At 69.2% G+C, this 26,326-nt stretch carries 29 protein-coding genes and 3 tRNA genes; 22 read left to right on the top strand and 10 right to left on the bottom strand.

Annotated features, from left to right (window positions below; all coding sequences use genetic code 11):
* Positions 1–5: 5 nt before the first annotated feature.
* From E1293_RS50625 to E1293_RS02370, 5 genes are all read left to right on the top strand, one after another.
* Positions 6–80 carry a (2Fe-2S)-binding protein gene (locus E1293_RS50625; RefSeq protein ID WP_132193292.1) on the top strand — a complete coding sequence of 25 codons (75 nt, stop codon included), beginning with the start codon at positions 6–8 and terminating at the stop codon, positions 78–80.
* Between the two features lie 58 nt (positions 81–138).
* Positions 139–1,188 (top strand): 3-isopropylmalate dehydrogenase, encoded by a 1,050-nt coding sequence (locus tag E1293_RS02385; RefSeq protein ID WP_132193264.1) that lies wholly within the window; start codon positions 139–141, stop codon positions 1,186–1,188.
* A 175-nt stretch (positions 1,189–1,363) separates the two neighbouring features.
* Entirely contained in the window at positions 1,364–2,467 is a 1,104-nt protein-coding gene (locus E1293_RS02380) for a branched-chain amino acid aminotransferase (protein ID WP_132193262.1), read from the top strand.
* A gap of 240 nt (positions 2,468–2,707) precedes the next feature.
* Positions 2,708–4,285, top strand: coding sequence for a citramalate synthase (cimA, locus tag E1293_RS02375; RefSeq protein ID WP_132193260.1), 1,578 nt, complete (start codon positions 2,708–2,710; stop codon positions 4,283–4,285).
* 37 nt (positions 4,286–4,322) lie between these two features.
* A complete protein-coding gene (locus E1293_RS02370; protein ID WP_132193258.1) occupies positions 4,323–4,601 on the top strand; it encodes a GNAT family N-acetyltransferase in 279 nt (92 codons plus the stop codon).
* Here the strand turns inward: E1293_RS02370 and E1293_RS02365 are convergent, their stop codons facing one another.
* Together E1293_RS02365 and E1293_RS02360 are read right to left on the bottom strand one after the other, a co-directional pair.
* Positions 4,602–5,039 carry a VOC family protein gene (locus tag E1293_RS02365; RefSeq protein ID WP_132193256.1) on the bottom strand — a complete coding sequence of 146 codons (438 nt, stop codon included), beginning with the start codon at positions 5,037–5,039 and terminating at the stop codon, positions 4,602–4,604.
* A 1-nt stretch (position 5,040) separates the two neighbouring features.
* On the bottom strand, positions 5,041–5,619 hold the full coding sequence (locus E1293_RS02360; protein ID WP_132193254.1) for a DinB family protein: 579 nt from the start codon (positions 5,617–5,619) through the stop codon (positions 5,041–5,043).
* Positions 5,620–5,680: 61 nt separating this feature from the next.
* Between E1293_RS02360 and E1293_RS02355 the strand changes: the two genes are divergently transcribed.
* A complete protein-coding gene (locus E1293_RS02355) occupies positions 5,681–6,637 on the top strand; it encodes a helix-turn-helix transcriptional regulator (RefSeq protein WP_132193252.1) in 957 nt (318 codons plus the stop codon).
* On the opposite strand, the gene E1293_RS02350 is transcribed toward E1293_RS02355, so the two are convergent.
* Complete coding sequence (locus E1293_RS02350; RefSeq protein ID WP_165978045.1) at positions 6,634–7,935, bottom strand: Crp/Fnr family transcriptional regulator; 1,302 nt, start codon at positions 7,933–7,935, stop codon at positions 6,634–6,636. The genes E1293_RS02355 and E1293_RS02350 overlap by 4 nt on opposite strands.
* A 344-nt stretch (positions 7,936–8,279) precedes the next feature.
* Here E1293_RS02350 and E1293_RS02345 point away from each other — a divergent pair, with 344 nt between their 5' ends.
* Positions 8,280–8,561 (top strand): hypothetical protein, encoded by a 282-nt coding sequence (locus E1293_RS02345; RefSeq protein WP_207938631.1) that lies wholly within the window; start codon positions 8,280–8,282, stop codon positions 8,559–8,561.
* A 350-nt stretch (positions 8,562–8,911) separates the two neighbouring features.
* Here the strand turns inward: E1293_RS02345 and E1293_RS02340 are convergent, their stop codons facing one another.
* Both E1293_RS02340 and E1293_RS02335 read right to left on the bottom strand, forming a co-directional pair.
* Entirely contained in the window at positions 8,912–9,301 is a 390-nt protein-coding gene (locus tag E1293_RS02340; RefSeq protein WP_132193248.1) for a DUF6292 family protein, read from the bottom strand.
* 45 nt (positions 9,302–9,346) lie between these two features.
* Positions 9,347–10,177, bottom strand: a complete 831-nt coding sequence (locus E1293_RS02335) for a GntR family transcriptional regulator (RefSeq protein ID WP_132193288.1) — start codon at positions 10,175–10,177, stop codon at positions 9,347–9,349.
* 218 nt (positions 10,178–10,395) lie between these two features.
* Here E1293_RS02335 and E1293_RS02330 point away from each other — a divergent pair, with 218 nt between their 5' ends.
* The 11 genes from E1293_RS02330 to E1293_RS02280 all read left to right on the top strand — a co-directional run bounded on the left by E1293_RS02330 (position 10,396) and on the right by E1293_RS02280 (position 16,270).
* Complete coding sequence (locus E1293_RS02330; protein ID WP_132193246.1) at positions 10,396–10,677, top strand: hypothetical protein; 282 nt, start codon at positions 10,396–10,398, stop codon at positions 10,675–10,677.
* A 47-nt stretch (positions 10,678–10,724) separates the two neighbouring features.
* Positions 10,725–11,093: a hypothetical protein gene (locus tag E1293_RS02325; protein ID WP_132193244.1), complete on the top strand. Its 369-nt coding sequence runs from the start codon at positions 10,725–10,727 to the stop codon at positions 11,091–11,093.
* A gap of 30 nt (positions 11,094–11,123) precedes the next feature.
* Positions 11,124–11,330 carry a hypothetical protein gene (locus tag E1293_RS02320; protein ID WP_132193242.1) on the top strand — a complete coding sequence of 69 codons (207 nt, stop codon included), beginning with the start codon at positions 11,124–11,126 and terminating at the stop codon, positions 11,328–11,330.
* 182 nt (positions 11,331–11,512) lie between these two features.
* Entirely contained in the window at positions 11,513–11,884 is a 372-nt protein-coding gene (locus tag E1293_RS02315) for an SEL1-like repeat protein (protein WP_132193240.1), read from the top strand.
* 79 nt (positions 11,885–11,963) lie between these two features.
* Positions 11,964–13,382, top strand: a complete 1,419-nt coding sequence (locus E1293_RS02310) for a cellulose binding domain-containing protein (RefSeq protein ID WP_165978044.1) — start codon at positions 11,964–11,966, stop codon at positions 13,380–13,382.
* A 22-nt stretch (positions 13,383–13,404) separates the two neighbouring features.
* Complete coding sequence (locus E1293_RS02305; protein WP_132193236.1) at positions 13,405–14,172, top strand: fumarylacetoacetate hydrolase family protein; 768 nt, start codon at positions 13,405–13,407, stop codon at positions 14,170–14,172.
* Positions 14,173–14,181: 9 nt separating this feature from the next.
* Entirely contained in the window at positions 14,182–14,817 is a 636-nt protein-coding gene (locus E1293_RS02300) for a DUF2461 domain-containing protein (protein ID WP_132193234.1), read from the top strand.
* A 100-nt stretch (positions 14,818–14,917) separates the two neighbouring features.
* Positions 14,918–14,989 (top strand) — tRNA-Gln (locus tag E1293_RS02295).
* 27 nt (positions 14,990–15,016) lie between these two features.
* A tRNA-Glu gene (locus E1293_RS02290) sits at positions 15,017–15,089 on the top strand.
* 204 nt (positions 15,090–15,293) lie between these two features.
* Complete coding sequence (locus E1293_RS02285; protein WP_132193232.1) at positions 15,294–15,860, top strand: RBBP9/YdeN family alpha/beta hydrolase; 567 nt, start codon at positions 15,294–15,296, stop codon at positions 15,858–15,860.
* Positions 15,861–16,194: 334 nt separating this feature from the next.
* Positions 16,195–16,270, top strand: a tRNA-Glu gene (locus tag E1293_RS02280).
* Between the two features lie 53 nt (positions 16,271–16,323).
* Here the strand turns inward: E1293_RS02280 and E1293_RS02275 are convergent.
* The 4 genes from E1293_RS02275 to E1293_RS02260 form a co-directional block, all read right to left on the bottom strand.
* The gene (locus E1293_RS02275; protein ID WP_132193230.1) at positions 16,324–17,190 is read right to left on the bottom strand and encodes a hypothetical protein; all 867 of its coding nucleotides are present in this window, start codon (positions 17,188–17,190) and stop codon (positions 16,324–16,326) included.
* A 91-nt stretch (positions 17,191–17,281) separates the two neighbouring features.
* Positions 17,282–19,450: a hypothetical protein gene (locus E1293_RS02270; protein ID WP_132193228.1), complete on the bottom strand. Its 2,169-nt coding sequence runs from the start codon at positions 19,448–19,450 to the stop codon at positions 17,282–17,284.
* Positions 19,451–20,002: 552 nt separating this feature from the next.
* Positions 20,003–21,463 (bottom strand): PrsW family intramembrane metalloprotease, encoded by a 1,461-nt coding sequence (locus E1293_RS02265; RefSeq protein WP_132193226.1) that lies wholly within the window; start codon positions 21,461–21,463, stop codon positions 20,003–20,005.
* Complete coding sequence (locus tag E1293_RS02260; RefSeq protein ID WP_132193224.1) at positions 21,460–21,759, bottom strand: hypothetical protein; 300 nt, start codon at positions 21,757–21,759, stop codon at positions 21,460–21,462. The genes E1293_RS02265 and E1293_RS02260 overlap by 4 nt, the downstream gene beginning before the upstream one ends.
* Positions 21,760–21,941: 182 nt before the next feature.
* Between E1293_RS02260 and E1293_RS02255 the strand changes: the two genes are divergently transcribed.
* Together E1293_RS02255 and E1293_RS02250 are read left to right on the top strand one after the other, a co-directional pair.
* Complete coding sequence (locus E1293_RS02255; RefSeq protein ID WP_132193286.1) at positions 21,942–22,970, top strand: NAD(P)-dependent alcohol dehydrogenase; 1,029 nt, start codon at positions 21,942–21,944, stop codon at positions 22,968–22,970.
* Positions 22,971–23,005: 35 nt separating this feature from the next.
* Positions 23,006–23,629, top strand: coding sequence for a phosphatase PAP2 family protein (locus tag E1293_RS02250; RefSeq protein WP_132193222.1), 624 nt, complete (start codon positions 23,006–23,008; stop codon positions 23,627–23,629).
* On the opposite strand, the gene E1293_RS02245 is transcribed toward E1293_RS02250, so the two are convergent.
* Complete coding sequence (locus E1293_RS02245) at positions 23,626–24,543, bottom strand: aldo/keto reductase (RefSeq protein ID WP_132193220.1); 918 nt, start codon at positions 24,541–24,543, stop codon at positions 23,626–23,628. The two genes, E1293_RS02250 and E1293_RS02245, sit on opposite strands and share 4 nt — an antisense overlap.
* A gap of 161 nt (positions 24,544–24,704) precedes the next feature.
* Here E1293_RS02245 and dapF point away from each other — a divergent pair, with 161 nt between their 5' ends.
* Positions 24,705–25,703 carry a diaminopimelate epimerase gene (dapF, locus tag E1293_RS02240; protein ID WP_132193218.1) on the top strand — a complete coding sequence of 333 codons (999 nt, stop codon included), beginning with the start codon at positions 24,705–24,707 and terminating at the stop codon, positions 25,701–25,703.
* A 71-nt stretch (positions 25,704–25,774) separates the two neighbouring features.
* Positions 25,775–26,326, top strand: a complete 552-nt coding sequence (locus E1293_RS02235) for a YciI family protein (RefSeq protein WP_132193216.1) — start codon at positions 25,775–25,777, stop codon at positions 26,324–26,326.

Genomic DNA, 26,326 nt, shown 5'->3' with positions numbered 1-26,326 from the left:
GGTTCGTGCGGAACAACTGCTGCCTGTACTACCGGGTGCCTGGTGGCGGGATGTGCGGTGATTGCGGGCTCGCGCGTTGAATGTCCGGGGTGTGAGACGGAAGCCCAAGCAATGAGACGTTTGCAGTAGAGTGCGCGCATGGCTTCGCGCAGCATTCGTCTGGCCGTCATCCCGGGTGACGGGATCGGCCCCGAGGTGGTCGCCGAGGGGCTGAAGGTCCTCGACGCCGTGTCCGGCGACCTCACGTTCGAGCAGACGTCCTATGATCTGGGCGCCGCCCGCTGGCACCGGACGGGGGAGACGCTGCCCGACTCGGTCCTGGACGAGCTGCGCGAGCAGGAGGTCATCCTGCTGGGCGCCGTCGGCGACCCCAGCGTGCCGAGCGGGACGCTGGAGCGCGGCCTGCTGCTGCGGGCCCGGTTCGAGCTGGACCACTACGTCAACCTGCGCCCGGTGAAGCTGTTCCCGGGCGTCGACACCCCGCTCGCCGGGGTGGCCACGGACGACATCGACATGGTCGTCGTGCGGGAGGGCACCGAGGGGCCGTACACCGGTGTCGGCGGTGTCCTGCGCAAGGGCACCCCGCACGAGGTCGCGACGCAGGAGAGCGTCAACACGGCCTTCGGTGTCGAGCGGGTCGTCCGGTACGCGTTCGAAGTCGCCGCGTCGCGGCCCCGCAAGTCGCTCACGCTCGTCCACAAGGACAACGTGCTCACGTTCGCCGGTGACCTCTACCAGCGGGTCCTGAAGCGGGTCGGGCAGGAGTACCCGCAGGTCACGACGGACTACGTGCACGTGGACGCGGCCACGATGTTCTTCGTGAGCCGGCCGCAGCGGTTCGACGTGATCGTCACCGACAACCTGTTCGGCGACATCATCACCGACATCGGCGCCGCGATCGCCGGCGGGATCGGGCTCGCCGCGTCCGGGAACGTCAACCCCGACCGCACCGCGCCGTCGATGTTCGAGCCGGTGCACGGCAGCGCCCCCGACATCGCCGGGCAGGGCAAGGCCGACCCGACCGCCACCGTCCTGTCCGTCGCCATGCTGCTCGACCACATCGGCGAGGGCGACGCCGCCCGCCGCGTCGAGCAGGCCGTCTCGGACGACCTGGCCGAGCGCGCCGCGCTGGGCGCCCGGTCCACGTCCCAGATCGGCGACGCGATCGCCAAGCGAGTATCCGGCTAGGGGCGCGCCTCTCTGCCAGGACAGGGAAGACTCCGGGCGTGCCCTCGCGGCGCGCCCGGTTTTCCGTATGCGCCGCGCGCGTGAGGAGCAGGTCTAGACGAAGTACGACAATAGGGACTAGGAAGCCGATGCGGCGATGGGGCCGCCTGGGCGATCCGCGAGAGGACGAACGGCGATGAGCGACACCCTGGACTTCGAGATCACGCGCACCGAGCGGCCCGCGACCGCCGCGGAACGCGCGCGGATCCTGGCCGATCCCGGCTTCGGCCGGCACTTCACCGATCACATGATCACGATCAGGTACTCGGCGGAGCGCGGCTGGCACGACGCGAGACTCCAGCCGTACGGGCCGATCCCGATGGACCCGGCCTCGCAGGTGTTCCACTACGCCCAGGAGCTCTTCGAGGGACTCAAGGCCTACAAGCAGCCGGACGGCTCGGTCGTCACGTTCCGGCCGTACATGAACGCGGCCCGGATGAACCGGTCCGCGCACCGGATGGCGATGCCGGAGATCCCCGAGCAGCTGTTCGTCGACGCCGTCGAGCTGCTCGTCGGCACCGACAAGGACTGGGTCCCCGACGCCGAGGGGCACAGCCTCTACCTGCGGCCGTTCATGTTCGCCACGACCCGCGCGCTGGGCGTCAACAGCCCGGCGAACGAGTTCCTGTTCATGGTCATCGCGTCCCCGTCCGGCCTCTACTACCCGCGCGGCATCAAGCCCGTCTCGGTGTGGCTGTCGCAGGACTACACCCGCGCGGCGCCCGGCGGCACCGGCGAGGCCAAGTTCGGCGGGAACTACGCCGCCTCCTTCGCCGGCCAGGCCGAGGCCGTCGCGCAGGGCTGCGACCAGGTCGTCTGGCTCGACGCGGTGGAGCACCGCTGGGTCGAGGAGGTCGGCTCGATGAACCTCATGTTCGTCTACGGGTCCGGTGCGCGGGCGCGGCTGCTCACCCCGGCGCTCACCGGGACGCTGCTCGCCGGCATCACCCGCGACTCGATGCTCGAGCTGGCGCCCGACCTCGGCATCCCCACCGAGGAGGGCAAGATCAGCATCGACGAGTGGGAGGCCGGCTGCCGGTCCGGCGAGCTGACCGAGGTGTTCGGCTGCGGCACCGCCGCGATCATCAGCCCGGTCGGCCGGGTCAAGGGCCGCGACCGCGAGTGGACGATCGGGGACGGCGAGCCCGGCGAGGTGTCGATGCGGCTGCGCCAGGAGCTGGTCGGCATCCAGTACGGCACCCGTCCCGACCCGTACGGATGGGTCCACAAGATCGTCTGACCTGGGCGTTCGCGGGCCCCGGCGAGGACGTCCGCCGGGGCCATGGCGTCTCACCATCCGAGATGCATGTCCCAAGTCCGCGAACCATGTGGCAGACTGGCCGCATCATGCGCCACAGCCTCGTGATTATCGGCTGGCGCGCCGGCAGCAGCTAACGGGACATCGCCGGCGCGCAGACCTCTCACGTCCGTGAGGGGTCTTTTTTGTGCCCTGGCGCAGATCCCTTTGGGGGTTCCTCACATGCAAGGCGACGCATTCCACGTCTACGACACCACCCTGCGCGACGGCTCGCAGCAGGAGGGGCTGAACCTCTCCGTGGCCGACAAGCTCGCCGTCGCGCGGCACCTGGACGACCTGGGCATCGGCTTCATCGAGGGCGGCTGGCCGGGCGCCAACCCCAAGGACACGGAGTTCTTCAGGCGGGCTCGAACAGAGCTCGACCTGAGGCACGCGCGGCTCACCGCGTTCGGCGCGACCCGCCGGGCCGGGGTGAAGGCGGCCGACGACCCCCAGGTCGCCGCCCTGCGCGACTCCGGCGCGTCCGTCGTGACCTTGGTCGCCAAGAGCCACGACAGGCACGTCGAGCTGGCCCTCCGCACCACCCTGGAGGAGAACCTCGCGATGATCCGCGACACGGTCTCCCACCTGCGTGCGGAGGGCCAACGAGTCTTCCTGGACGCCGAGCACTTCTTCGACGGCCACAAGGCCAACCGCGCCTACGCGCTGGAGGCCGTCCGCACCGCCGCCGAGGCCGGCGCGGACGTCGTCGCGCTCTGCGACACCAACGGCGGCATGCTGCCGGACGAGCTCGCCGACGTCGTCCACGAGGTCGTCGGGTACGGGGTCCGGGTCGGCATCCACTGCCACGACGACTCCGGCTGCGCGGTCGCGAACACGCTCGCCGCGGTGAAGGCGGGCGCCACCCACGTCCAGGGCTGCGCGAACGGGTACGGCGAGCGCAGCGGCAACGCCAACCTGTTCACCGTCGTCGGGAACCTGCAGCTCAAGCGCGGGATGAACCTCGTGTCGGACGGGCAGCTCGCCGAGATGACCCGCATCGCGCACGCCGTCTCCGAGGTCACCAACGTCGCGCCCGGCTCGCAGCAGCCGTACGTGGGCGTGTCGGCGTTCGCGCACAAGGCGGGCCTGCACGCCTCCGCCGTCAAGATCGACCCGGACCTGTACCAGCACATCGACCCGGCCGCCGTCGGCAACGACATGCGGATGCTGGTGTCCAGCATGGCCGGGCGCGCGTCCGTCGAGCTGAAGGGCCGCGAGCTCGGCTACGACCTGTCCGGCGAGAAGGCCAAGGCCGTCGTGGGCAAGGTCAAGGACCTGGAGTCCACCGGCTACACCTTCGAGGCCGCGGACGCCTCGTTCGAGCTGCTGCTGCGCGAGGAGCTGACCGGCGTCCGGCAGCGGCACTTCGAGGTCGAGTCGTGGCGGTCGATCGTGGAGCGCCGCCCGGACGGGTCCATGGTCAGCGAGGCCACCGTCAAGCTGCACGCCAAGGGCGAGCGGATCATCGCCACCGGCGAGGGCAACGGCCCCGTCAACGCGCTGGACAACGCGCTGCGCATCGCGCTCGGCCGGCTGTACCCGGAGCTGGCGCGGCTGGAGCTGGTCGACTACAAGGTCCGCATCCTGGAGGGCGCGCACGGCACCGACGCGCGGACCCGGGTGCTGATCGAGTCCAGCGACGGCGAGCGCGAATGGGGGACGGTCGGCGTCGAGGACAACGTCATCGCCGCGTCCTGGCAGGCCCTGGAGGAGGCCGTCACCTACTGCCTCCTCCACGCCGGCTACGAGGCCGGCTGATCGGGAATCATCGCGGCCGGGCGGGCATTATCGGGGCATGAGCACCGAGATCACCGACAACGCCGAGCAGAGCCGCTACGAGATCAGGCTGGACGGGGACCTCGCCGGGTTCGCCGAGTACGAGCCCGGCGAGGGCGCCGTCGTCTTCACCCACACCGAGGTCGACTCGGCGTTCGAAGGCAAGGGCGTGGGCAGTGCCCTGGCACGGGGTGCGCTGGACGACGTCCGCCAGAAGGGGCTCTCGGTCGTCCCGCTGTGCGCCTTCATCAAGAAGTGGATCGAAAAGCACCCCGGCTACCAGGACCTCGTCCGCTGATCAGTCGAGGCAGAACTCGTTGCCCTCGGGGTCGGCCATCACGATGTTGCCGAACTGGAGCGGGGGGTCGGGCTCGTAACGGGCGAGCCGGGTGGCGCCGCGGGCGGTGAGCCGCTCGGCCTCGGCCTCCAGGGCCGCCATGCGCGCTTCGCCCTGGAGCCCGGGGGCGGCCCGCACGTCGAGGTGCACGCGGTTCTTGGCCTGCTTGCCCTCCGGCACCCGCTGGAAGAACAACCGGGGCCCCGCGCCCTCGGGGTCGAGCACCGCCGAGGCGTCGTTGCGGTTCTCGGGCGGCACGCCCATCGCCTCCAGGGCCTGGTCCCAGGTCTCGAAGCCACCGGGCGGGTCCTGCAGCCGGTAGCCGAGGACCTCGGCCCAGAAGGCGGACAGGGCGGCCGGGTCGGCGCAGTCGAACGTGACCTGTATTTCGCGGGCCATGTCAGTTGGCTTCCTTTCGGGAGTGGGCGTGCAGGTAGAGGTCGCGGAGCAGGCACACCTCGGCCAGGTGGTGGATCATCTCGCGGTTGATGTGCAGGACCAGCGCCGCCATCGGATACCCAGCGTAAGATCCCTCGGCCTCTCCGCAGGGGCGGGCGAGGCCGGACTCGCCGAGCGACTCGACTCCGTCCACCCAGGTGGCGTACTCGGTGTCGAGCTGGTCGAGCGCTTCCGCCGCGGTCGCGGCGTATCCGTGCTCGTCGTAGCCGGTGGCGGCGCGGCCGAAGTGCGAGGCGCTGCGCATGGCGAGGACGCCGACGATCACGTGCCCGAGCCGCCAGGCGATCGTCGTCAGCGGTTCCGGGACGGGCGGCGGGAAGGCGAAGTCGATGGTCATCGCCCCTGATCCGGCCTGCACCGGTGCGCTACCGGTCCCGCGCGGGCGGACGTTCCAGCATCCGGGCGCCGGCTCCCAGAAGTACTCCTCGTCGGTGAGGCCGTCGAGGCGGGCCCGCAGCTGGTTCGTCCAGTGCCAGGTCAGCTGATCGCGGAGCAGGGGATTCCAAGCGTGGTCGGTCATGGGCCCAGCGTGGCGCCAATAGCGGACAGGATCGTTCCGTGATGTGTGCGACGATGTCCGCGTGACCGTCGAGGCGACGACCGAGCGGGTGCTGCGGCTGCTGGCGCTCCTGCAGCACCGGCCGTCCTGGACCGCCGCCGAGATCGCCGCCGAGCTGGGCGTCACCGACCGGTCGGTGCGCCGCGACGTGGAGCGGCTGCGGGCGCTCGGCTACCCCGTCCACGCGACGTCCGGCGTCGGCGGCGGGTACCGGCTCGGCGCGGGCACCCGGCTGCCGCCGCTCCTGCTGGACGACGGGGAGGCGATCGCGACGGCGGTGTCGCTGCGGCTGGCGTCCGGGGGCACGGTCGCCGGGGCGGGCGAGGCGGCGCTGCGGGCGCTCGCCAAGCTCGACCAGGTGATGCCGCCGCGGCTGCGCGCCGAGGTGCGGGCGGTGCACGGCGCGACCGAGACCCTGGTCGGGCCCGGGGTGCAGATCGACGCGGAACTGCTGGTGACGCTCGCGCGGGCCTGCCGCGACGCCGTCCGGGTGCGGTTCCGCTACGCCGCCCGCGACGGCGGCGAGCGCGAGCGCACGGTCGAGCCGGTGCGGATGGTCGCGACCGGCCGCCGCTGGTACCTGATGGCCTGGGACGTCGACCGCGGCGACTGGCGCACCTTCCGGCTGGACCGGATGCGCGAGGCGGCCGCGACGACCTGGCATTTCCGGCCGCGGGAGCATCCGGACCCGGTCGACTACGTGCAGCGGGCCGTGACCGCGGCACCGTACCGGCATCTGGCCCGGGTCCGGGTGCACGCCCCGCCCGACCGCGTGCGGGAGCTGGTGCCGCCCCAGGTGGGCCGCGTCGAGGACGACCGCGACGGCTGGTCCATGCTCATCACCGGCGGCGGGGACCTGGACTGGCTCGCCGTGCACATGGCCCGGCTCGGCTACGAGGCCGAGATCCTGGAGCCGCCGGAACTGCGGGAGGCGGCCGCCCGGCTCGCCCGCCGCCTCGCGGCCATGGCGGACCGCTAGACCGCCCGCAGCCGCGACTCGCCGCCCTCCAGCATCAGCCACGCCGACAGCGACGCCTCCTTCAGCCGCACCCGGACCCGCGAGTAGCGGCCCGGGTCGACCAGGCCGGGCGCCGGCGTGATCACCGTGTCGAACACGAAGTCGGACGCGACGAACGCCAGGTCGGCGCCCGTCTCGGCGACCCGCCGCTTCACCGCGGGCGCGTCCACCATCCGCCGCGTGGTGATGATGGACATGCCGGAGACGCCTTTCGGGCCGCGCTGCACCGGGCCGACGTGCAGTGCCGCCCGCAGCTGCAACCGGGTGGCCTCGGCGGCGCGCCGGTTGTGCCTGCGCAGCGCCGCCGCCAGGTGCGCGAGCATCGGGTCGACCACCGCCCGCGTCGGCGTGGCCGCCGGCACGATGACGAGCGCGCCGTCCCCGCGGTCCTCGTGGTACAGCCGGGACAGGTCCAGCGCGGACGCCCCGAACGCCTCGCCCATCAGGTCGTACATCGCGTCCAGGACGAACTCTCGGTCGGCGTCGGTGCGCGCCGGGGAGCTGAACGCGGTGATGTCGGTGATGAGGATCGAGCAGTTCCCCTGGGGCCCCTGGAACATCTCCGGCTCGCGCCGCTCGACCTGCCGCCGGTAGACCTGCCGTTCGAGGACGGCCTGGACGCGCGGACGCTCGTCCAGGAAGGCGCCGAAGTCGCAGGCGTCGATCCGCAGCGCCTGGACGTCGCCCTCCGCCGTCACGGTCGCGGACCGGTCCCGCACCGTCAGCGCCGCCCGCTCGCCGACCAGCTCCCCGGCGCCCCGGAACGCGACGATCCGCTGCTCGCAGCCCTCCTGCACCCACACCCGCGTCCAGCCGGACAGGATCACGATGACCTCCCCGGCCGTCCCGCCCTCGCGGCACAGGACGTCCTCCCTGCGGTACAGGTGCCCGCGCGCCCGCGCGATCAGGGCATGCCGCTCGTCCGGCGTCAGCGCGCCCCAGAACGTCTCCTCACTCCGCACGGCCACCTCGGCGGCGGGCGCCAGAACGGGCAGAGCCGACGCCTGCGGGGGACCGGACGTCTCCTGCAGCGTCCCCGCCCGCAGGTACTGGACGGCGGCGTTGGCCACGCTGACCACCACAAAGGCCAGGAACGTCAGAAACCCGGTGACCGCGGCGCTCAGCGGACCGTCCAGCACGTATCCCAGCCCCACGGCCAGGAGTGTCACGGGAGCCGTGACACTGGCGTCCAGCAGGCCGGCCCCGCCTTGCGAGGCCGTCCGCCTCCGCAGCCGCGCCACCCAGCGGTTCGTGCTCACGGAGTCTTCCTTCCCCCGGGAAGGTCCGGCGACCGCGCGCCGTCTCCTCGGCATTGACTCTGCCCCACGTCTCCCGCAACCGATGCTAAGACGACCCCCATACAAAGACCATACGAAAGATGTATGAAAGATGGTGAGTATTCTGTAACGAGATGGCAAGAACCATGCGATGCTGAGATTTCGGATGTTTCCCGGCCATCGGCCGGGGAAGTCTTCCATCTACACCCTGTACGTGGGGCATGGGTTCGCTGCACGATCGCCTGGCAAGCGGCGCGCGGCACCCTCCCCGTGGCGCCGAACGCAAGGTGGGCCGGGCTCCGCGCCCCGGATTGGAGAGAGCGCTCATGACGAACTCCCGGGCAGCCTCCGGCACGTCGGACGCCGACATGGACGCCGACGCCCCCGCGACGGCGGTCCCGCAGAGCGAGCGCGTCACGGTCAACCTGACCGGCAAGGCCGTCCAGGCCCTCCAGCGCCTCCAGGAGCAGACCGGCTACAACAAGACCGACTGCATCAACCGCGCCCTGATCATCGCCGGCGAGATCGAGAGCATGTCCCGCGAACCCGGCGCCGTCTACTGGCGCAAGACCCCCGACACAGACCTAATGCTCGTCCGCTTCGTCTGACCCCTCGCCTACCCGTTTCCCTCGGGGTCGGCCGGCGGGGATTCGCGTGGAGTGTCTTCTGGCGGCGCCAGACCAGGCGCCCTGAGCACGTCGTCCGGGACCTGGCGACGCCTTGTAGTGCGCTTCCAGGTCCTTCTCGGCGGGGAGACGGCGCCTGCCGGACGTCCCGTCTCCCGGGGAGAGGTCACCCGACTCGATGCGGCGGAGCAGGTCATCGGCGATGTCCCGCCAGCGGAGAGGCGTTGTTCTGGCCATCGGCTCAATCCTTCCCCAGCGGGGCGCCGGCGGCACCGGGGTGAACCCGGCCGGTCGTGGCCGCTCTAGGACGGCCACGACCGGAACGTTCCGGGTCAGTAGGTCCGCAGGGCGTCGAACAGGCCGTCGCGCGCGTTCGCCGAGCGGGTGGCCGGCGGCAGGTCCGAGTCGGTGTCGACCAGTTCGGCAAGGGCGACCGGGGACAGCAGGACGCCGCCGCCGAGGCGACGTGCGTCTTTGAGCACGGTGCGCTCACCCTGGCGGCCGGACACGAAGGTGCCTGTCCTCCAGCCGGTCCACTCGTCCCACACGTGGGCGTTGTCGCCGGTGATGATGGTCGCGTCGACAGGCCCCTTGGGGTCGAGCCAGGAGGCGTCCACCCGGATGCCCAGGGCTTCGAACGCCCGCACACCGCACGCGATGTAGGCGTGCGCGGTGTCGACTTCCGGGTCCGGGTGGTGAGCCAGGGTTAGCGAAACGGACATCTTGGTCCTTTGGTGGGTGATGGTGTCGTTGATGGGCGTGACGAGTCAGGAACCGCGTTCCCAGACCTCGGCGGGCACGTCTCCGGCGATGAACCGAATCCGGTTGGTGCCAGGTTTGTAGACGGTGATGGTGAGACGGAACGGCTCACCGCGCTGATCGTAAGCGGTCCGTGTGTGCTCGATCACGGCGAGACTTCCGCGGGAGAGTCCGAAGAACTTCAATTCCTCCTCTTTCGGAGGCCGGGCGTTGAACTCGTCTTCGTATCCGGTCTGGACGTGCCCGCGGCTCTGCAGGTAGGCGACGGTTCCTTCCTCGATGTCGGCGGACTTGAGGAGCGCCTGCGCCTCGATTGCGAGCTCGAGCTTGAAATAGGAGTGCTGGAGCGAGTTCGGTTTGCCGTCCACGAACCGTTGCTGGGATCGGCGGACCACCTGCGGTTGCGGCTGGTCCGGTGGGACCGGCGTGATCCCGAGCGCCTTCATGTGCACGCTCTCCGCGTCCTCGACCTGGACCTCGGGCTTCGAGGAGTTCGCCCGGTGCTCCTGGCGTTCCGCCTCGGCCACGAACGCCCTGCCCTCGCCGCCTCCGAAACCGCGTCCCGGCGCGTTCTCCTCGCCCAGGTCCGTGTGGTTCAGGGTGATGACGAAGGGAGCGGCGGGCTCGGCGACGAAGCTGCCCTTCTGCGGGACGGTGTCGACGAGCCCTTCCTGGCGAAGCTCGTTGACGGCCTTCTTGATCGTGTTGGGCGACACATCCCAGCGTTCTGCCAGCTCTTTCTCCGTCGGCAGCTGGGCGCTGGGCGCGAGTGCCCCCCGCTTGATCTGGTCTCGGAGGTCATCGGCGATCTCGGTGTATCTGGAGACTCTGCCTGCCATGACCACCTCTCATTGCAATCAAGGAAACTAGTTCCAATGATCAGGTTTTGCCCTACTAGTTCCGGGTTACACCACTAGTAGGACGGAAGCCGAGAAAGCTGACGTAGAAGGTTTGAAGGGTCTGATGCTACCGGGGCGATCACCAGGATTTCCAGGGATCGGCCAGTTGAGCAGCCTGATCGGGTTCACCTCCGCCACCCGCTGAGAGGAGCGTGGAAATGAACAGCATCGTTGCTTTCTGGATCGCCGCCCCCGCGGTGCTCTTCCTGGGCCTCACGGCCTGGGTCGCCTTCGTCGGCTACCGCACAAGGGAGCTGCAGTTCCGCAGCCGGATGGGGACTCCGACTCCCGCGATCGGCCGCAGGGGCACACTGGTCAACGTGGCGGTTCCGGCCGACCGGGCACTGCCCTCCGGCGGCGTCCAGTACCTACACACCGATCGGCTGGTCGGCGGCACCCCACCGGTGCGGACGGTCGAGCCGGTCCGGCCGGGCACATGATCCATCGACCGCCGCGGAGCGGAACGCTGACCTAGGGAGGGGTCGACGTGGGAGAGAACCGGATGGACACCGCGCCGAGCGCGCCGTCCCTGACCTCGGGAGCCGGACGGCGCCCGTCCAGCCCGGTAGCGGAGCCCACCGCGGCGGCCGACCCCTACCTGCAGCTCACGCCGGTTCCCGGCCCGCGCGCACCGCGCAACCCCTCCGCAGGGACCGCTGGGGCGGTGGTGACCGGGATCGCGGTCCTGGTGATCACGGCCGAGCTGGGGCGCCGGGCGGGGGCGCCGGCGCGGCTGATCGCCGTCTGGTCCGCGGGTGCCTGTGCCGTGGTGATCGCGCCTCGACTCCTGCCTCTTCCGGGCCTCCGGCACCGGCCGGTCCTCGCGGGCGTGGCATCGCCCGGAAACGGCAGATGACCCGGTGACCGGCCCGAGTCCGAAGGATTCGTGCTCGGGGAGTTCGTCTCCGGGGAGCCCGGCGTCCGTACAGTGCTGCGTGATCCCGTGCGGCTCGGAGGCGGCGTACTGCCGGATCCGGACGCCGTGGCGGATCTGCTGGATCGCGGTGGCGCGGGTGCTCCGGTGCCTCTACGCTCGTTCACCGCAGGTCACGACGGGTTCGAGGACGAACTCGCCCGCTACCGCCTGGATTGAGCCGCTCGTTCGATCGAACGAGGGAGTTTCCGCAGGTATCGGTGTGGTTGCGCAGGAATTCCGCGAAATACGGCGAAACCGGTGGCGGATTTCTGGTGAAGCGTCCACTATAGGGATCTGCACGGCACGTGTGAGGTTTCCGCGTGCCGTGTCCCAGTGAACCGACCTACCGGAGTGATCGTATGCCCGTCCGACCGTGGAGTCCCGAGGACCTTGGGCGTCCTACGGACGGGACCTGGGCGGACATGGCCTTCGGCCTCGGCGAGCTGTACGAGGGCGAAGGCGACCTGGAGCAGGCCGCCGACTGGTTCCGGCGGGCCGCCGAGTCCGGACGCGCCGACGCCGCGCTGCGCCTCGGCTCCGTGCTGGGGCGGATGGCCGACGCCGGATCCGCCGCCGACTCGGCCGAGGACCTGCTGGCCGAGGCCACCCGCTGGCTCAGCGGCGCCCAGGACGCCACCACCCCGGACGCCATCGAGCTGATCACCGACATGCTCAACCGGCAGCTGCGGCAGGCGGCGCGGCGCGGGCTCGAACCGGCCCCGGCGGCCTGACGGTTCCGTCCCGGTGTGAACCGATCCGCCGTATCGGTCGTCGGACTCCATGAGATCGACGACAGGGAAGGTGGACGAGTTGAGCGGCGAGGAGCCCGGGTACGTGCCCCCGGACCACAAGACGACCGCCGAGTTCCGCATCCCGGGCAGGGCCAAGGCTTCGGAAGCCGCGGCGACCGCGCCGGGCGCGCCGGCGGAAGCCGATTCCACCGTCGTCGACGCGGACTTGGACGACCTCCTGGACCCGGACGCCACGTTCCAAGACCTTCCGTCCGACGATCCAGAGGTCACTTTTCAGGACGGCCCGTCCGACGATCCTGGGGTGACGTTCCAGGACGGCCCGTTCGACGATCCGGAAGACGATGCGGAGGACACCGTCCAGGATGAGCCGGCCGATGATTCTGAGGCCGCGTTCCAGGACGGCCCTGAATACGCCCCGGATGCGGCGTTTCAGGACGGCTCGTCAGGCGTCACGTTCGAGAAGGTCACGCCTGCCGATGTGGAGGACGAGGCGCCCGTGACCGTGGTCGAGACCCCGGTCGCCGCCGACGTCCCCGTGGAGCAGGCCGTCCCTGCGCAGGCGGAGCCGGCGGCGTTCGAGCAGGGCGCGATACCGGCGCCGGTGTACTCGCCGGTTCCCGCTCCCGACCAGGGGAACGTCCACGATCAGGGCCCGTCCGCCGAGCAGGCGGCCGTGCCGATGCCGGCGGAGGCGCCCTGGACGGAGCAGTTCTCCTCCGAGGCGGAGACGACCGACCCCGGCCGGGCCGCCGCCTACGCGATGCCCGGAACGCCTCCCGTCCAGGAGACGATCCCTCCGCACGAGTCGACCGCCCCGCCGCAGGTCTTCGCCTCGCCGCCCGTCGGTCCGCCGCCGTCCGGCCGGGGCCGCTCGACGATCATGATCGCGCTGATCGTCGTCGTGGTGGTGCTGGCCCTCGCCGCGGTCGCGTACCTGCTTTACCCCGAGGGTTCCGACACGGAGGGGCAGGCCGGGAAGAGCGCCTCCCCTGCGGCGAGCACTCCCGCGGCGGAGGGCGGCGGGGCACCGGCGACGCCCGGCGAACCCTCGCCCGGTGCCGCACCCGCGACACCCCCGGCGTCCGGCGGCCCCTCGGCTCAGCCGCCCGGCGCGCAGCCGCCCATCTCGCCGCCCCCGGCGACCACCGCCCCGATCGGCCCGCCGGTCAAGGGCGACGGCATCACCTACCAGCTCGTCCAGCAGGACGAGGGGTACTTCGAGGGCAAACTGGTCATCACCAACCGCACCGACAAGCCGATGAAGGCGTGGACGCTGACGTTCAAGTCACCGCGGGCGGACGTGAAGAACATCTGGGGTGCGCGGCTGGTGCACGGCGGCACGACGGTCGAGATCACGAACCTGGACGGCGCCCCGGCGATCCCGCCCGGCGGGACATGGGACGTCCAGTACGGTGCGGCCGGGCCCGCGTCCACCCCGAAGGCCTGCGAGCTGAACGGCGAGGCGTGCGGCTTCTGAACGGCGTACTAGGCTCACGAACATGCGTATTGCCAGGTTCTCCACCGACGAAGGCATGTCCTTCGGTGTGGTGGAGGAGAACACCGTCGCCGCCATCGCGGCCCACCCGTTCGGTGAGCTGACGTTCACCGGGCAGCGTCTCCCGCTCACCGACGTCCGGCTCCTCGCGCCGATCCTGCCCAGCAAGATCATCGCGATCGGGAAGAACTACGCCGACCACGTCCGCGAGATGGGCGGGGACGAGCCGCCCGCCGAGCCGGTGCTGTTCGCCAAGCCGTCCACCGCCGTGATCGGCCCGGGAGAGGCGATCGCCTACCCGCAGAAGCTGTCCGAGCGCGTCGACCATGAGGGCGAGCTGGCCGTCGTCATCGGCCGGATGTGCCGCGAGGTCCCCGCGTCCCGCGCCGCCGAGGTCATCCTCGGCTACACCTGCGCCAACGACGTCACCGCCCGCGACCTGCAGAAGCGCGACGGCCAGTGGACGCGCGCCAAGGGCTTCGACACCTTCTGCCCGCTCGGCCCCTGGATCGAGACCGAGGTCGCCCCCGCCGACCTGGCGATCTCCACCACCGTGAACGGCGACATCCGGCAGGACGCCCGCACCTCCCTGCTGCTGCACGACATCCCCACCCTGGTCGAGTACGTCAGCCAGGTCATGACGCTGCTGCCCGGCGACGTCATCCTCACCGGCACCCCCGCCGGCGTGGGCCCGCTGCAGATCGGCGACGAGGTGACCGTCACCATCGAGAACGTCGGCAGCCTCACGAACCGGGTCATCGCCCGCGACTGAGGAGGCCATGTGTCCACCGGCTTCACCGACGAGGCGTTCGCGTTCTACGAGGGCTTGCAGGGCGACAACAGCAAGCCCTACTGGACGTCCCACAAGGAAACGTACGAACGCCACGTGCGCGAACCCCTGACCGAGCTGTGCGCCGAACTGGAGGAGGAGTTCGGCGCGGTCAAACTCTTCCGCCCGTACCGGGACGTGCGGTTCAGCAAGGACAAGACGCCGTACAAGACGCATCAGGGCGGCCACACCGGCGAGGGCTTCTACATCCAGGTCGACGCCGACGGCGTCATGGTCGCCGGCGGCATGTACGCGCCGACCCCCGGGCAACTCCGGGACTACCGCGCCGCCGTCGACTCCGAGATGTCAGGCGGTGCCCTCCAGTCCATCGTGGACGACCTGCGCGCCGCCGGCATGGAGATCGCGGGCGACCGCCTCAAGACCCGCCCGCGCGGGACGTCCCCGGACCACCCGCGTCTCGACCTGCTGCGGCACCGGTCCCTCTACGCCCACGAAGGCTGGCCCGCCGACCCGTGGATGGCCGACCGGACCGAGGTCCGCAAGCGCGTCCGGACGTCCTGGCGGCGCCTCCGCCCCCTCGTCGACTGGGGCCGCGAGCACATCGGACCGCCCGACTTCACCCGCTGAGCGCGTCCGCCCCAATCGTTTTGGTCGTTGTCCCAAGGTCCTGTATTCTCCTTGAGGCGCGAGCGACCAGCCGGAAACGGCTCGGGAGCCCGTACCTCACTGGGGTATGGTGTAATCGGCAGCACGAGTGATTCTGGTTCACTTAGTCTAGGTTCGAGTCCTGGTACCCCAGCTGCGTCCGCTGTAGCGGCGGACACGCGCCCCCGTCGTCTAGTGGCCTAGGACGCCGCCCTCTCAAGGCGGTAACGGCGGTTCGAATCCGCTCGGGGGTACACGGGTCGGCGTACTCGTTGGTCTTCGACCAACTCCGCCGACCTTTCGGTGTTTATCCAGGGGGACGACCCATAAAACGGCAATGTCGATACGGCGTTCCCCCGCGGCGACCCGCAGCCTCTCAGCCGTCGACTCCCGGCATATCCGCGCTCGACGGTCCGGCTTGACCTTCACACGGATGTGAACCCATACCGTCCTGGGGCATGACATCTGGAACAACCCGTAAGCGTGCATCGATCATCCACGGCTATGGCGCGACCCCTGAAGACCACTGGTTCGGCTGGCTGGCCGAGCGACTCCGAGCGGATGGCATCCCGACCACGATCCCTGCCCTCCCGAATCCGCTATCCCCAGACCCCGCACAGTGGACGGAAGCCGTAGCCCGGTACCTGGGACCGCTCGACGAGCACTCGGTCGTCGTCGCGCACAGCCTGGGCTGCCTGGCCGTGCTGCGCCATCTGCGCTCACTTCCGAGCCCTTGGCGCCTTGGCACTCTCGTGCTGGTCTCCGGATTCGTCGACCGGCTACCGGTGCTTCCGGACCTGAACGCCTTCATAGGACACGGCTGTGACGTTACGGGGATCAGCGACCACATCGACCGACTCACGATCATCCGGTCGGATGCGGACCAGTACGTACCTCCCGGCCACACCGCCCGCCTTGCCGACCAGCTCGGAGTCTCCGCACAGGTGGTCCCCGGAGCCGGTCACTTCCTCGCCTCTGACGGCGTCACCTCCCTACGCGAAGCCCACGAAGCCATCACCCCGTAACAACACTCGCTGCGGTTCGGCCACCACCACTGACTGGTGGAGCGGACGGTGTCACGCCTGAGCGGCCGCCACTATCAGCACCTCCGCCGCGACCCCGAGTAGTGCCCGGGTTGTCAGGGCACCGGCCGACCTGACGCAGCACCGGCTTCCCCCGTTCTGCGCGCGGGCATGGGCTCTCGACCTCGACGTCGGTAGGCCGCCGTTCATAACCAGGGGCGGACGGCGTGAAGGTGGGAAGTCGTCCTGCGCTCCTTGCGGAACCGGTTCGAGGTGGGGGACGGGGTCCGGTAGGCTAGGCGGAGCCCAAGCGGGAGACCGCGAAGGCCATGGTCCTGCCCCCGTCGTCTAGTGGCCTAGGACGCCGCCCTCTCAAGGCGGTAACGGCGGTTCGAATCCGCTCGGGGGTACCAGCGAAAACCGCAGACGCCATCCACGGCGGCCTGCGGTTTCTGCTTTCGCAGCCTTAGTCCAGGAGTTCTTCGGCGCTGGTGATGGTGGCTGCGCGCTGGAGCCAGCGTTCGAGTTGGTCGGTGTCACTGCATTCGCATATGCGTTCGCGGACGTCGTTCGGGACACTGATGCCCCGCGCGTCCAGCACGAGCAGGACCGACCTCGCCTCGCCCTCGGCTTTGCCCTCGGCTTTGCCTTCGGCGATGTGGCGGAGCGCGAAATCCGACTGCCACTCGTGGTTCTCCAGCTTCATGGTCTCCTCCAGGAGCTTTCGAGCGGCGTCGGAGAGCCGCGACATTATGTAGTCATTGTAGAGCGCACCGGTGTCGCCGCTGAGGGTGCCGAGCGCGGCGGACAGGCTGCTGACCACCGCCTGAGCATGCGGCCCGTCGGCGTGAGCGGGTGCGCTGAACACCGCCAGTTCGGGAAGTCGGCAAGCCCTGGCGGGGTCGGTGATGGCCGGAAGCATCCCGGGGTGGACGGTGAGGGGCTTGAGCACCCAATCGGGATGGCCCATGTCGATGGGGGCGGCGCAAGCCTCCGCGATCTTCTGATCGGGACAGAACACCAACAGCGACACCCCGCACTTGCGGCGCAGCCGCAGGAGAGCCAGGTATGCGGGCCAGCTGAAGAGCTTGTCCTCTTTGAATCTGAGCTGCGACTCGACGACGACGCCGAAACTGGGCGCTTCGGGGTCGTCCAGCAGAACGGTGGCGTCACAGCGCAGCTCAGCCGGGTTGAGGCCGGCATACGACTCGGACGTCAGAGTGACGCGGCCGTCGGGCACGTCGAGCCCGAAGACGTTGCGCAGAATGATGGGGACGAGCTGCGGCCGGTTGCGCACCATCTCCAGCGGCAGCTCGTGATCTGTCGTAGGCACCCATGGAAACTAACAGTAATCATTTGATTGCATAGTGTTTACCGGTAGGTAGTGTCCGTCCAGGGTTTGTGAGCTGGTGCGTCCGGACGTTTCAGGACGTTCGGCGCTTGCGCCTGGTCCCGCCGCGCATGCCGAAGACGAGCACGCCGAGCGCTCCCAGCACCAGGATCAGCAGGCCGGTCTTTCCGGTCACGAACGAGCGGACCGTGTCGGTGGTTCGCGTCATCAGCCCGACCTTCGGAGTTGCGGCGGTCTCACCCAGCCAGATCATGCCGTCCGGCGTCGACGACGGGTGCTTCAGCGAAGCCTTGGCCGTCTCTGGCAGCTTCGGGTGCTGCTCCTTCATCTGCGCGGCGCTGATCGGCTTCGTGTCGAGCTTGCTGAAGTCGACGCCCCCGTACACCATCGTGTGCTTGTACCTCGTGCCGCCCTGGTCCGTGACCTGTGTGTACGTGAACTCGCCGTCCTTGATCGAGTGGACGTATTGGTCGTACACCTGCTTCGGCCGCCAGTCGCCGTCGAGCACGGCCGGCCCAAGGTTGCCGGAGTCGATGAGGCGGTCGAAGGACGTCCGGTGCCCGTCCTGGTGCCGCTTGCGGATCCACTGCGCGATGACGCGAGCCAGAAACGCCCGCCGCAGCGGCGCGTACTCCGGCGAGGTGTTGACCGCCTTGACGATCTTCGGTACCAGCATCTTCTGTTCCATGCGCTCGTTCCGCGCGATCGTCTGTGAGTCCGCGTTGCACGAGTACTTGCCCGTGTTGCTGATGTGCATGGCCTGGGCCTTCACATCGAGTTTGGCCTCCAGGACGTACAGCGAGTCCCCGTCCTCACGCACCTCGACGTCCCCCGGAATGATCCACATCCGGGACGTGTAGCAGTTCCCGGCCAGCGAGTCCCAGTACCGTTTACCGAAATCGGTCTTGGGATCCACCAACTTCCCCGAAGTGCGCTTCATCTCCCAGTCAGCCTCAAGCAACGCCCGCCCAGCATTCGTCTTCCCAAGCTGAGGATCAATGATCCGATCAGGCTCATCCGGATTAAGATTCACCCAGAACTTCTGCGGCTTCAACACCAACCACGTCCGCAAATCCGCCGCACTGTTCGTCACCGCATCAAGCCCAGAATCGAAGTCCTGCGTCAACCCAGGTGCGGCCGCCTTGCCCGAGAACGCATACTGCACGCCCCCGGCCTCGGGATCATCAGACATGTACCGCATTTCAACGGTAGAGAAATCAACCCCGCCTAGATCGCTCGAACCAAGCGCCTTTGCCAGCCCGCCCACCTTTTCCGGGGGGCATGGGGAAGTGAGGGGTAGTGCTGTCAACGCCGCCGTCAGTTCGTGTTCACGCACCTGTCTCGTGGAAAATGCCCCGTCGGGGCATGCCATGTCCCATTGTTGAGATGGTGCGTTACTTGCGGCCGCCTTTTTCTCTGCTGTCAACTTGTCCGCCGTCAGCGGAAGTATCGTCGCGGTGACTAGTTTGCAATTAGTGGAGTCCTCCGAGCGGACTTTTCCAAAGTAGGTGGTCGCAGCACGTTTTCTTGCGGGCTTGGTAACGGTGTTGCAGATGTCAAGGCAGAAGCCGTACAGGCTGGCGGCTCCAATGAAGAAGTTGCCGTCCTGCATCAAATTCTCGGCCGATTGACTGGCTTCGGTGACTCCGGCGGGAGTGTCTGGAACCAGTTTATTGGATATGAATATCTCAATTAGAGCGATCTTCATTCGACGTTTTGCGGCGACCTCGGAGTGAATCGTGGGATCCTCGCCGTGGACGCTTGTAATGGCGGTTTCGAGCAGTGGTCGACTTGAGGGTACCTCGAGTTCGTCAAAAAGTGCCTGATTGCGGTCGGGTCCTAGGAGCCTGGTTTCATAGTGATAATTCCCCTCGATGTCGGAGTTGGCTTGGACGTCGCGCGTCGCTCGGTACACCTCCATGGCTGTGGAGGCGGGATATGTGTGACCGTTCAACTTTACGTTCCGCAGTCGGCTCAGATCGAACCAGAACACCGCAGTATTTCCGATCGATTTGGCGCTCAGTGATCCGGATTTATAGTTTCTAAAATAGTTGTGTCGCAGGAGGACTCTCCGAAGCATTGCGTCACTGACCATTTTTTCGGCGCCTTTGTTCATCGCTTCGGCGTTTTGTGGATCGCTGCCGCGGGGAAGCGCGAAGTTGACATCGTCCTGGCTGGACGGTACCGGCTTGGGAGTTGGTGACGGCTTTGGTGCAGCCAGCGAGGGGGTTGTGATGCTCAACACGGCGACGGTTGTGACTATCAGGAGGCCTGGGTGGTGCCGAGGAGACGGATGATAGTTCGATCGCGGTTTGTTGAGCTTAATTCGCATTTGAGCCTCACTGACTGCCTGCGAATGTCGGGCGGCGAGGTCGGGCGGGGCTTTCGATGGTCGGTCAGTAGGGCTGATCGTGATTCGAGGATTGCGGTGGGGGTGGAGGCTGGTGGGATGGAGTGGAGAGTCTTAGGGTGGTGGCAGTTAGGTAGGTGGATAGGGCATGGCGAGAATTGGTGGGGCCGCCGGTTATTGTGGTGGCTCGTTTTAGCGAGCGGGCGGCGATTGCGCCTAGGGCGGCTATGGTCAGAGCGGTTACTATTGCTACGCCGGCCAGGGAGGTTGAGGTCGAGCATTTTTCGCCCATGCCCAAGTTGGGTTTGTTCAGGCTCAGGGTCGGCTTGTAGCCGTAGCTGATGTCGCAGGCTGAGGCTGGTTGAGGGGTTGTTGGAAGGACGAGGCAGGTCAGGAGGGCGGAGCCTATGGTGAGGCGGGCCAGGGTTGCCAGGAGCTTTCTTGTCATTGCTCGGCTCCGGTTTTCAGGTTCATGACCTTTGTCTGGAGGTCGGCGGCCTGCTTGTGGGTGTGCGGGTCGCCGGATTGCTGGTGCTGTCGGCGGCGGGCGGCCAGGGACAGTTGGGTCGTCTGGATTTTGTGCAGGGTGCGGGCGGTCGGCAGGCCGTGGTGGCGCCAGGTTTGGTACAGGGACCACAGGCGTAGGGACGGGTCCATCAGATAGGGGGCCTCGGCTCTGGTTATGGCCGGGCCTGCTGAGAGTTCCGCGGAGATGGCGGCTCGGGCTTCGGCGGCTCGGGTGCGGAGGCCGGTGCGTAGGAGTAGGGCGGCCGTGATGATGAAGGGGGCCTGGGGGAGTAGCCAGAAGAACGGGGAGGCTATGAGGGTGTCGGCGGGGGAACCGGCTGTGACGTCGGCCTGGTGGGCCAGCCAGGGGGCTAGGTTTTCGGTGCCTATGGCGCCGCCTATTGCGGCGGCCAGGCCCAGGTAGGCGAAGCGTTTGTTGTGGTGTTGGGCTGCTAGACCCATGGCGGCGCCTAGGACGGCGCCGAAGGCTACCTGGCTGCCCAGGAGGCCGATCGACTGGCGGATCCAGAATTCGAAGCCCGCAGTTGCGCCGTTGATGGCTCCGAGGGAGCCGAAGAGTTTGATGAACAGGACGCTTTCGACCAGGTTGTAGCCCAGGCCGATGGCGGCTCCGAGGATCAGGCCGGTGACCAGGTCCAGACGGTGGCGGAACATTGCCGTGAGGACGAGGATGCCGCCTGCCAAGACCAGTGCGTTCACCACTTCCATGTGGAGGAGGAGGAAGTCGGTTACGCGGTACTGGGTTTTCAAGAGGGCGTTCATGTCGTTGTGCGCGCCCTTGGCCATGTAGGCGTTGACGGCGCCGAAGAGGAGACCGCCGTAGGCGCGGGAGAGGCCGAAGACGAGCAGGGCGCCCCAGCCGAAGCCCGTGAGGAGCATGGAGAGGGGCATTCGGGCGAAGCGCTGGCCGTGGTGCAGGAGCCAGAGGACGAATGCGGTCCCTGGGACGCAGATCAGCGCTTGGAGCGGGTAGATCGCCACCACTGTCAGGGAGAAGAGGGCGACCGGGCCCAGGAGGGCCGCGAGGGTCGCCCAGGTGAGGTTGGCGGCGCGGCGGCCTTCGGGGCGGGTTATCGCGACGAATGCCTGGAGGGCCGCGCCTATGACGATGCCGGCTATGACCGTCCAGAAGACGGCCTTGGGCATGGCGAGGAGGCGGCCGAGGGAGCCGGACGTCTTCGGCAGGTGCTGGAAGATCGTCAGAGTCGGTTCGTTGTCCTGGAGCTTCGGGCGGGTGAGGTTGAGGAGCAGTTCCAGGAGGTAGAGGCCGATCGCAATGCGGGCGATCAGGAGGGCTCGCGTCCTGGCCAGGACGTCGGCGGGGACCTCTTCGGCGGTGGCCGGAACGGCCGCGCCGGCCGGTACCGCGGCGGTCACGGCGCACCGCCCGGGACCGGGGGCATGGACGGCATGTTCGTCGGCATCTGCGGCATGTTGGTCGGGAGTTGCGGCATACCGGTCGGCATCTGCGGCATGTCCGTGGGGAGTTGCGGCATGTTCGTCGGCGCGCCGGAGGGAACCGTCCGTCCCGGGATGGCCGGCATCTTGGGCATTTCGGGATCGTTGGCGCCGGTCAGATCGACCACGAGCGACGCTGCCAGCATCGCCAGGCCGATCGCGGCGCCGATCGTCAGGAGCCTCAGCTGAGGACGTGGCGTGTCGGTCTCGGTCATTCCTTCACCTGTGGACGCGGGTCTCGGACGCCGGCGACGTCCGTCGGCGCCGCGACGGTAAGCGCGGGCGGTATACGTCCGGAATACGGGCGTCCGGTAACGGCGGGAATGGTCGGCCGCGAGGTGGGGCGGGTATGCCCGCCGGGACGAGACCGTCCAGGAGGGGTGCGTTCATGAGCACGATGCGAGCCGTGCAGGTCGTCGGGTATCACGAGAATTTGCGGATGAGCGAGGTGCCCGTCCCGGAGGCCGACGGGCCGTTCGACGTCGTGGTGCGAATAGGCGGCGCCGGGGTGTGCCGCACCGACCTGCACATCCTTGAGGGGCAGTGGGCGGAGAAGTCTGGGGTCGGGCTGCCGTACACGATCGGGCACGAGAACGCGGGATGGGTGCACGCGGTCGGGTCCGCGGTGACGAACGTCGAAGAGGGCGACAAGGTGATCGTCCACCCGCTGGTGACGTGCGGGCTGTGCCGCGCCTGCCGGTCCGGGGACGACGTCCACTGCGCGAACAGCAGGTTCCCCGGGATCGACGGCGACGGCGGGTACGCCGACTACCTGAAGACGTCGGCGCGCAGTGTCGTGAAGCTGGACGAGTCGCTGGAGCCGGCGGACGTGGCGGCCTTCGCCGACGCCGGGCTCACCGCCTATCATGCGGCGGCGAAGGCGGCGCGGCGGCTGACCCCGCGCGACCGGTGCGTGGTGATCGGGGCGGGCGGGCTCGGGCACATCGGCGTCCAGGTGCTGAAGGCGATCAGTCCCGCCGAGCTGATCGTGGTGGACCGGAACCCGGACGCGGTGAAGCTGGCGGGCGAGATCGGCGCCGACCACGGGATCGTCGCGGACGGCGGGCATGTGGAGAAGGTCCTCGACCTGACCGGCGGTGAGGGCGCCGAGGCGGTCGTCGACTTCGTCGGCGAGGGCGGCGCGACCGCGGAGGGCGTGCGGATGCTGCGGCAGGCGGGCGAGTACCACGTGGTCGGCTACGGCGAGAACATCGACGTCCCCACGATCGACATCATCTCCGCGGAGATCAGCTTCATCGGCAACCTCGTCGGGTCGTACAACGACCTGGCCGACCTGATGGCGCTGGCGGCGCGCGGCTCGGTCACGCTGCACACGGTGAAGTACGCCCTGGACGACTTCCAGTCGGCGATCGACGACCTGGACGCCGGGCGGGTGCGGGGTCGTGCCATCCTCACGCCCGGGTGATGTAGCCCGGCGCGTTGGCCGGGAATGTCCGGTGTGTGGCGAAGCGCTGGTACGGGCCGCTGATGGCGGTCATGGTGCTGGTCACGGTGGACGTGCTGCTGGACGGCCCGCTCCGCCATCTCGACTTCGCCGTCCACGAGTTCTGCGACGCGCACGTCACGGGCGGCCTCCACGCGACGGCGCACGCGGTCACCAAGCTCGGCCAGCGCGGTGACCTGGTCGCGGTGATGGCCCCGGTCGCCGTCGTCGCCGGGGTCCGCGGGCGTTCCTGGCGCTGTCCGCTGATGGCCGCGGTGATCGTGGGCGGGCTGTCGCTGCTGCAGGTCGCCTTGAAGGAGGTGTTCCCCAGGACGTATCCGTTCGGTGACACCGATGTGCTGTTCACGCACGGGGACGCGTATCCGTCGGGGCACACTCTCAACGCGTTCGCGCTCGGGTGGGTCATTCTCGAACTGCTGGTGGTCGCGTTTCCCGCCGTCCGCCCGAGACTGCCGGCGGGCCGCCGCCGGACCATCGCGGTGGTGGCGGGCGCGGTCGCGGCGACGGCCCTCACGGTGGCCGACGAGCACTGGCTCACCGACTGCCTCTTCAGCCTCGCCCTCGGCCCGATCCTGCTCCACGGCCTGATCGTCCTCGACCCCTTCGCGAACCGGCGCTAGACCGTCCGGTCGTGCAGGGCGTTCAGCTGGGCGAGCTCGTCTTCGGTAAGGCGGATCGCTCCGGCGGCGATGTTCTGCTCCAGGTGGACGGGGTCGCCGGTGCCGGGAATCGCCAGTACATGCGCGCCCTTGTGAAGCGTCCAGGCCAGCCTGATCTGCGCGGTGGACGCCTCGTGCGCCCGCGCGATGACGTTGATCGCGGGTTCGTCGTCGCCCGACGCTCCGTCCTCGCGTCGGGTGCCCGCCATTGAGTAGAACGGGACGAACGCGATCCCCTGTTCGCCGCAGAGGCGCTGCACCTGATCCTGCTCGGGGAACGCGCCGATGCCGTACGGGTTCTGGACGCAGACGACCGGTGCGATGGCCCGCGCCTCTTCGAGGTGGCGCGGGAGGATGTTGGACAGCCCGAGGTGACGGATGAGCCCGGCCCGGCGCAGTTCGGCGAGCGCGCCGAAGCGTTCGGCGAATCGGTCGTGATCGTGGACGATGCGCAGGTAGACCAGGTCCAGGTGGTCGCGGCCGAGCTGGCGGAGGTTCTCCTCGACCTGGCCGCGCAACGCCTCCGGCGTCATCGCGTGCGGCGCCCACCGGCCGGCCGCATCGCGGGCCGGGCCGACCTTGGTGGCGACCAGCAGACCGTCCGGATAAGGGGCCAGGGCGCTGTTGACCAGCTCGTTCGCCGACCGCAGCGACGAGAAGTAGAAGGCGGCGGTGTCGATGTGGTTCACGCCGAGCTCGACCGCCCGCCGCAGCACCGCGATCGCCTGCCCGCGGTCGCGCGGCACGGCGTCCGGGACCAGGGCCGTGCCGGTCTGCGGCAGCCGCATCGCGCCCAGTCCGATCCGGTTGACGACCATGTCGCCCAGCGTCCAGGTGCCGGACGCCGCCGCGGTGGTGGTGGTGTTCGAGGTCATGCCGGAAGGATCGGCGTCGGCTCGGCCTGGGCGCAAATGCGGATCGCGGAGGGCCGCTGCCGGGGGGGCCTTCCGGCTGGTCCGGGACGGCGGGGCCGTCCGCGGCCCGGATAGCATGGGCAGGTCAGGGATGAGCAGGCGGATCACCACAGAAAGCCGTGATGTCACAGTTGCCGGTCACCAAGATCCACGGGAGTCGTAACGACATCCTGGTCATCGAGGGCGCGCCCGATGAGCGCTTTCCGGGCGGACGGCTCACCCGGGCGGTGGAGCGGCTCTGCGATCGCCGCCTCGGCCTGGGCTCGGACGGCGTGTACTTCGTCGCCGACGACGGTGACGGGACGGGACGCGCCTGGTTCTTCAACCCGGACGGCTCCCCGGCGCTGCTCTGCGGCAACGGGATGCGCGGGGCGGGCAGGCTGCTGCTGGACCGCTACGGCGCCGAGCAGGTCGTCCTGCACACCGGCCCCTACTCCTTCACGGTGCGCGACGCGGGCCTGACGCCGCACGGCGTGCGGCAGACCGCGGTGGAGCTGCCGCCGGTCGATTTCTCCCCGTCCGACCCGATCGTCGCCGGCGCCGCGGCCCCGATGATCGACCAGGCTCTGACGGCCTACCACGCGTCGCTGCCGGTGAGCGCGGTGGCCGTGCCGAACTCGCACCTGGTCAGCGTCATCGACGCCTATGACGAAGGCGACCTGGTGAAGACCGGCCTGCGGGTGGCGGACACGCCGGAAGTGTTCCCGCTCGGGGCGAACGTCAGCTTCGTCCTGCCGCTGAGCGCGGACATGTCCGAGGTCTACGCGCAGACGTACGAGCGCGGCGCCGGGCTGACGCAGAGCTGCGGCTCCGGCGTCGTGGCGTCCCGCGCGGTGCTGTCGAGGCTCGGCCGGATCGCGCCGGACGTACCGGTGCGCGTGCGCAACCCGGGCGGTGTCGCCCGGTCGTGGCTGCGGGAGCGGGACGGCCGGTGGCAGCCGATCCTGGAGGGCAACGCCACGATCGTCTACCGCGCCGAGTTCGACCCGGACGACCTGACCGGCGACGGGCCGCCGGCGTTCACGCGGGAGGACGACGACGCCGAGACCGCCGCCTTCGACGCGCTGTACCGGGAGCACCGCGAGGTCCTCGCCGCGGCGGGCGTGAACCCCACCGTCTGACCAGGAGGGCCGCCCGGCCGACACCGCCGAGAACGTGATCTTGTGCGGGCCGGGTGGTGAAGACTGGGCACATGGAGTTCTTCGTCTACCACCGCGACCGGCCCGGCTCGATGCCGCTGCGCTACGAGCTGCTGGAAGAGCACTGGTCCTACATGGACCGGTTCGCGAAGGAGCTGATCGCCCGGGGCCCGACCCTGATGGCCGATGACGCCGAGACGGCCACCGGCAGCGTGCACATCGTCGACCTTCCGGACGCGTCCGCCGCCCGCGCGTTCGCCTTCGAGGAGCCCGGCTACCAGGCCGGCGTGTACCGGGACGTGCTGCTGCGCCGGTGGCGCAACAAGCTGGGCCGCACGATGTGGGACTTCCCCGGCGGGCGGACGGACGGCCGCCGGTTCCTGGTGCTGGGCTTCGGCGCAGGGGAGGCCGCCGACCTCGCCGTCCCGTCCGGGCGAGACGACCTGATCGCTTACGGGCCCCTGCTGTCGGACGACGGCGCCACCTGGGTGGGGACGGCGGCACTGGTCCGCGCCTCGGACGAGCACAAGGCAGGCGCCGTCCTCACCGAGGACCGATACGCGTCGATCGAGGTCCACCCCTGGGAGTTCGGCGGACGCCGCTGA

Origin of the sequence: Actinomadura darangshiensis, from assembly GCF_004349235.1 — a bacterium.
Lineage (GTDB): Bacteria > Actinomycetota > Actinomycetes > Streptosporangiales > Streptosporangiaceae > Spirillospora > Spirillospora darangshiensis.
The sequence above is the reverse complement of the archived record's forward strand: the minus strand, read 5'-3'. Positions and strand labels throughout refer to the sequence as shown.

Coding starts and splice junctions, on each gene's coding strand:
- E1293_RS02385 (WP_132193264.1), top strand. CDS start 139: ATGGCTTCGCGCAGCATTCGTCTGGCCGTCATCCCGGGTGACGGGATC.
- E1293_RS02380 (WP_132193262.1), top strand. CDS start 1,364: ATGAGCGACACCCTGGACTTCGAGATCACGCGCACCGAGCGGCCCGCG.
- cimA (WP_132193260.1), top strand. CDS start 2,708: ATGCAAGGCGACGCATTCCACGTCTACGACACCACCCTGCGCGACGGC.
- E1293_RS02370 (WP_132193258.1), top strand. CDS start 4,323: ATGAGCACCGAGATCACCGACAACGCCGAGCAGAGCCGCTACGAGATC.
- E1293_RS02365 (WP_132193256.1), bottom strand. CDS start 5,039: ATGGCCCGCGAAATACAGGTCACGTTCGACTGCGCCGACCCGGCCGCC.
- E1293_RS02360 (WP_132193254.1), bottom strand. CDS start 5,619: ATGACCGACCACGCTTGGAATCCCCTGCTCCGCGATCAGCTGACCTGG.
- E1293_RS02345 (WP_207938631.1), top strand. CDS start 8,280: ATGACGAACTCCCGGGCAGCCTCCGGCACGTCGGACGCCGACATGGAC.
- E1293_RS02340 (WP_132193248.1), bottom strand. CDS start 9,301: ATGTCCGTTTCGCTAACCCTGGCTCACCACCCGGACCCGGAAGTCGAC.
- E1293_RS02335 (WP_132193288.1), bottom strand. CDS start 10,177: ATGGCAGGCAGAGTCTCCAGATACACCGAGATCGCCGATGACCTCCGA.
- E1293_RS02330 (WP_132193246.1), top strand. CDS start 10,396: ATGAACAGCATCGTTGCTTTCTGGATCGCCGCCCCCGCGGTGCTCTTC.
- E1293_RS02315 (WP_132193240.1), top strand. CDS start 11,513: ATGCCCGTCCGACCGTGGAGTCCCGAGGACCTTGGGCGTCCTACGGAC.
- E1293_RS02305 (WP_132193236.1), top strand. CDS start 13,405: ATGCGTATTGCCAGGTTCTCCACCGACGAAGGCATGTCCTTCGGTGTG.
- E1293_RS02285 (WP_132193232.1), top strand. CDS start 15,294: ATGACATCTGGAACAACCCGTAAGCGTGCATCGATCATCCACGGCTAT.
- E1293_RS02260 (WP_132193224.1), bottom strand. CDS start 21,759: ATGACCGAGACCGACACGCCACGTCCTCAGCTGAGGCTCCTGACGATC.
- E1293_RS02255 (WP_132193286.1), top strand. CDS start 21,942: ATGCGAGCCGTGCAGGTCGTCGGGTATCACGAGAATTTGCGGATGAGC.
- E1293_RS02245 (WP_132193220.1), bottom strand. CDS start 24,543: ATGACCTCGAACACCACCACCACCGCGGCGGCGTCCGGCACCTGGACG.
- dapF (WP_132193218.1), top strand. CDS start 24,705: ATGTCACAGTTGCCGGTCACCAAGATCCACGGGAGTCGTAACGACATC.
- E1293_RS02235 (WP_132193216.1), top strand. CDS start 25,775: ATGGAGTTCTTCGTCTACCACCGCGACCGGCCCGGCTCGATGCCGCTG.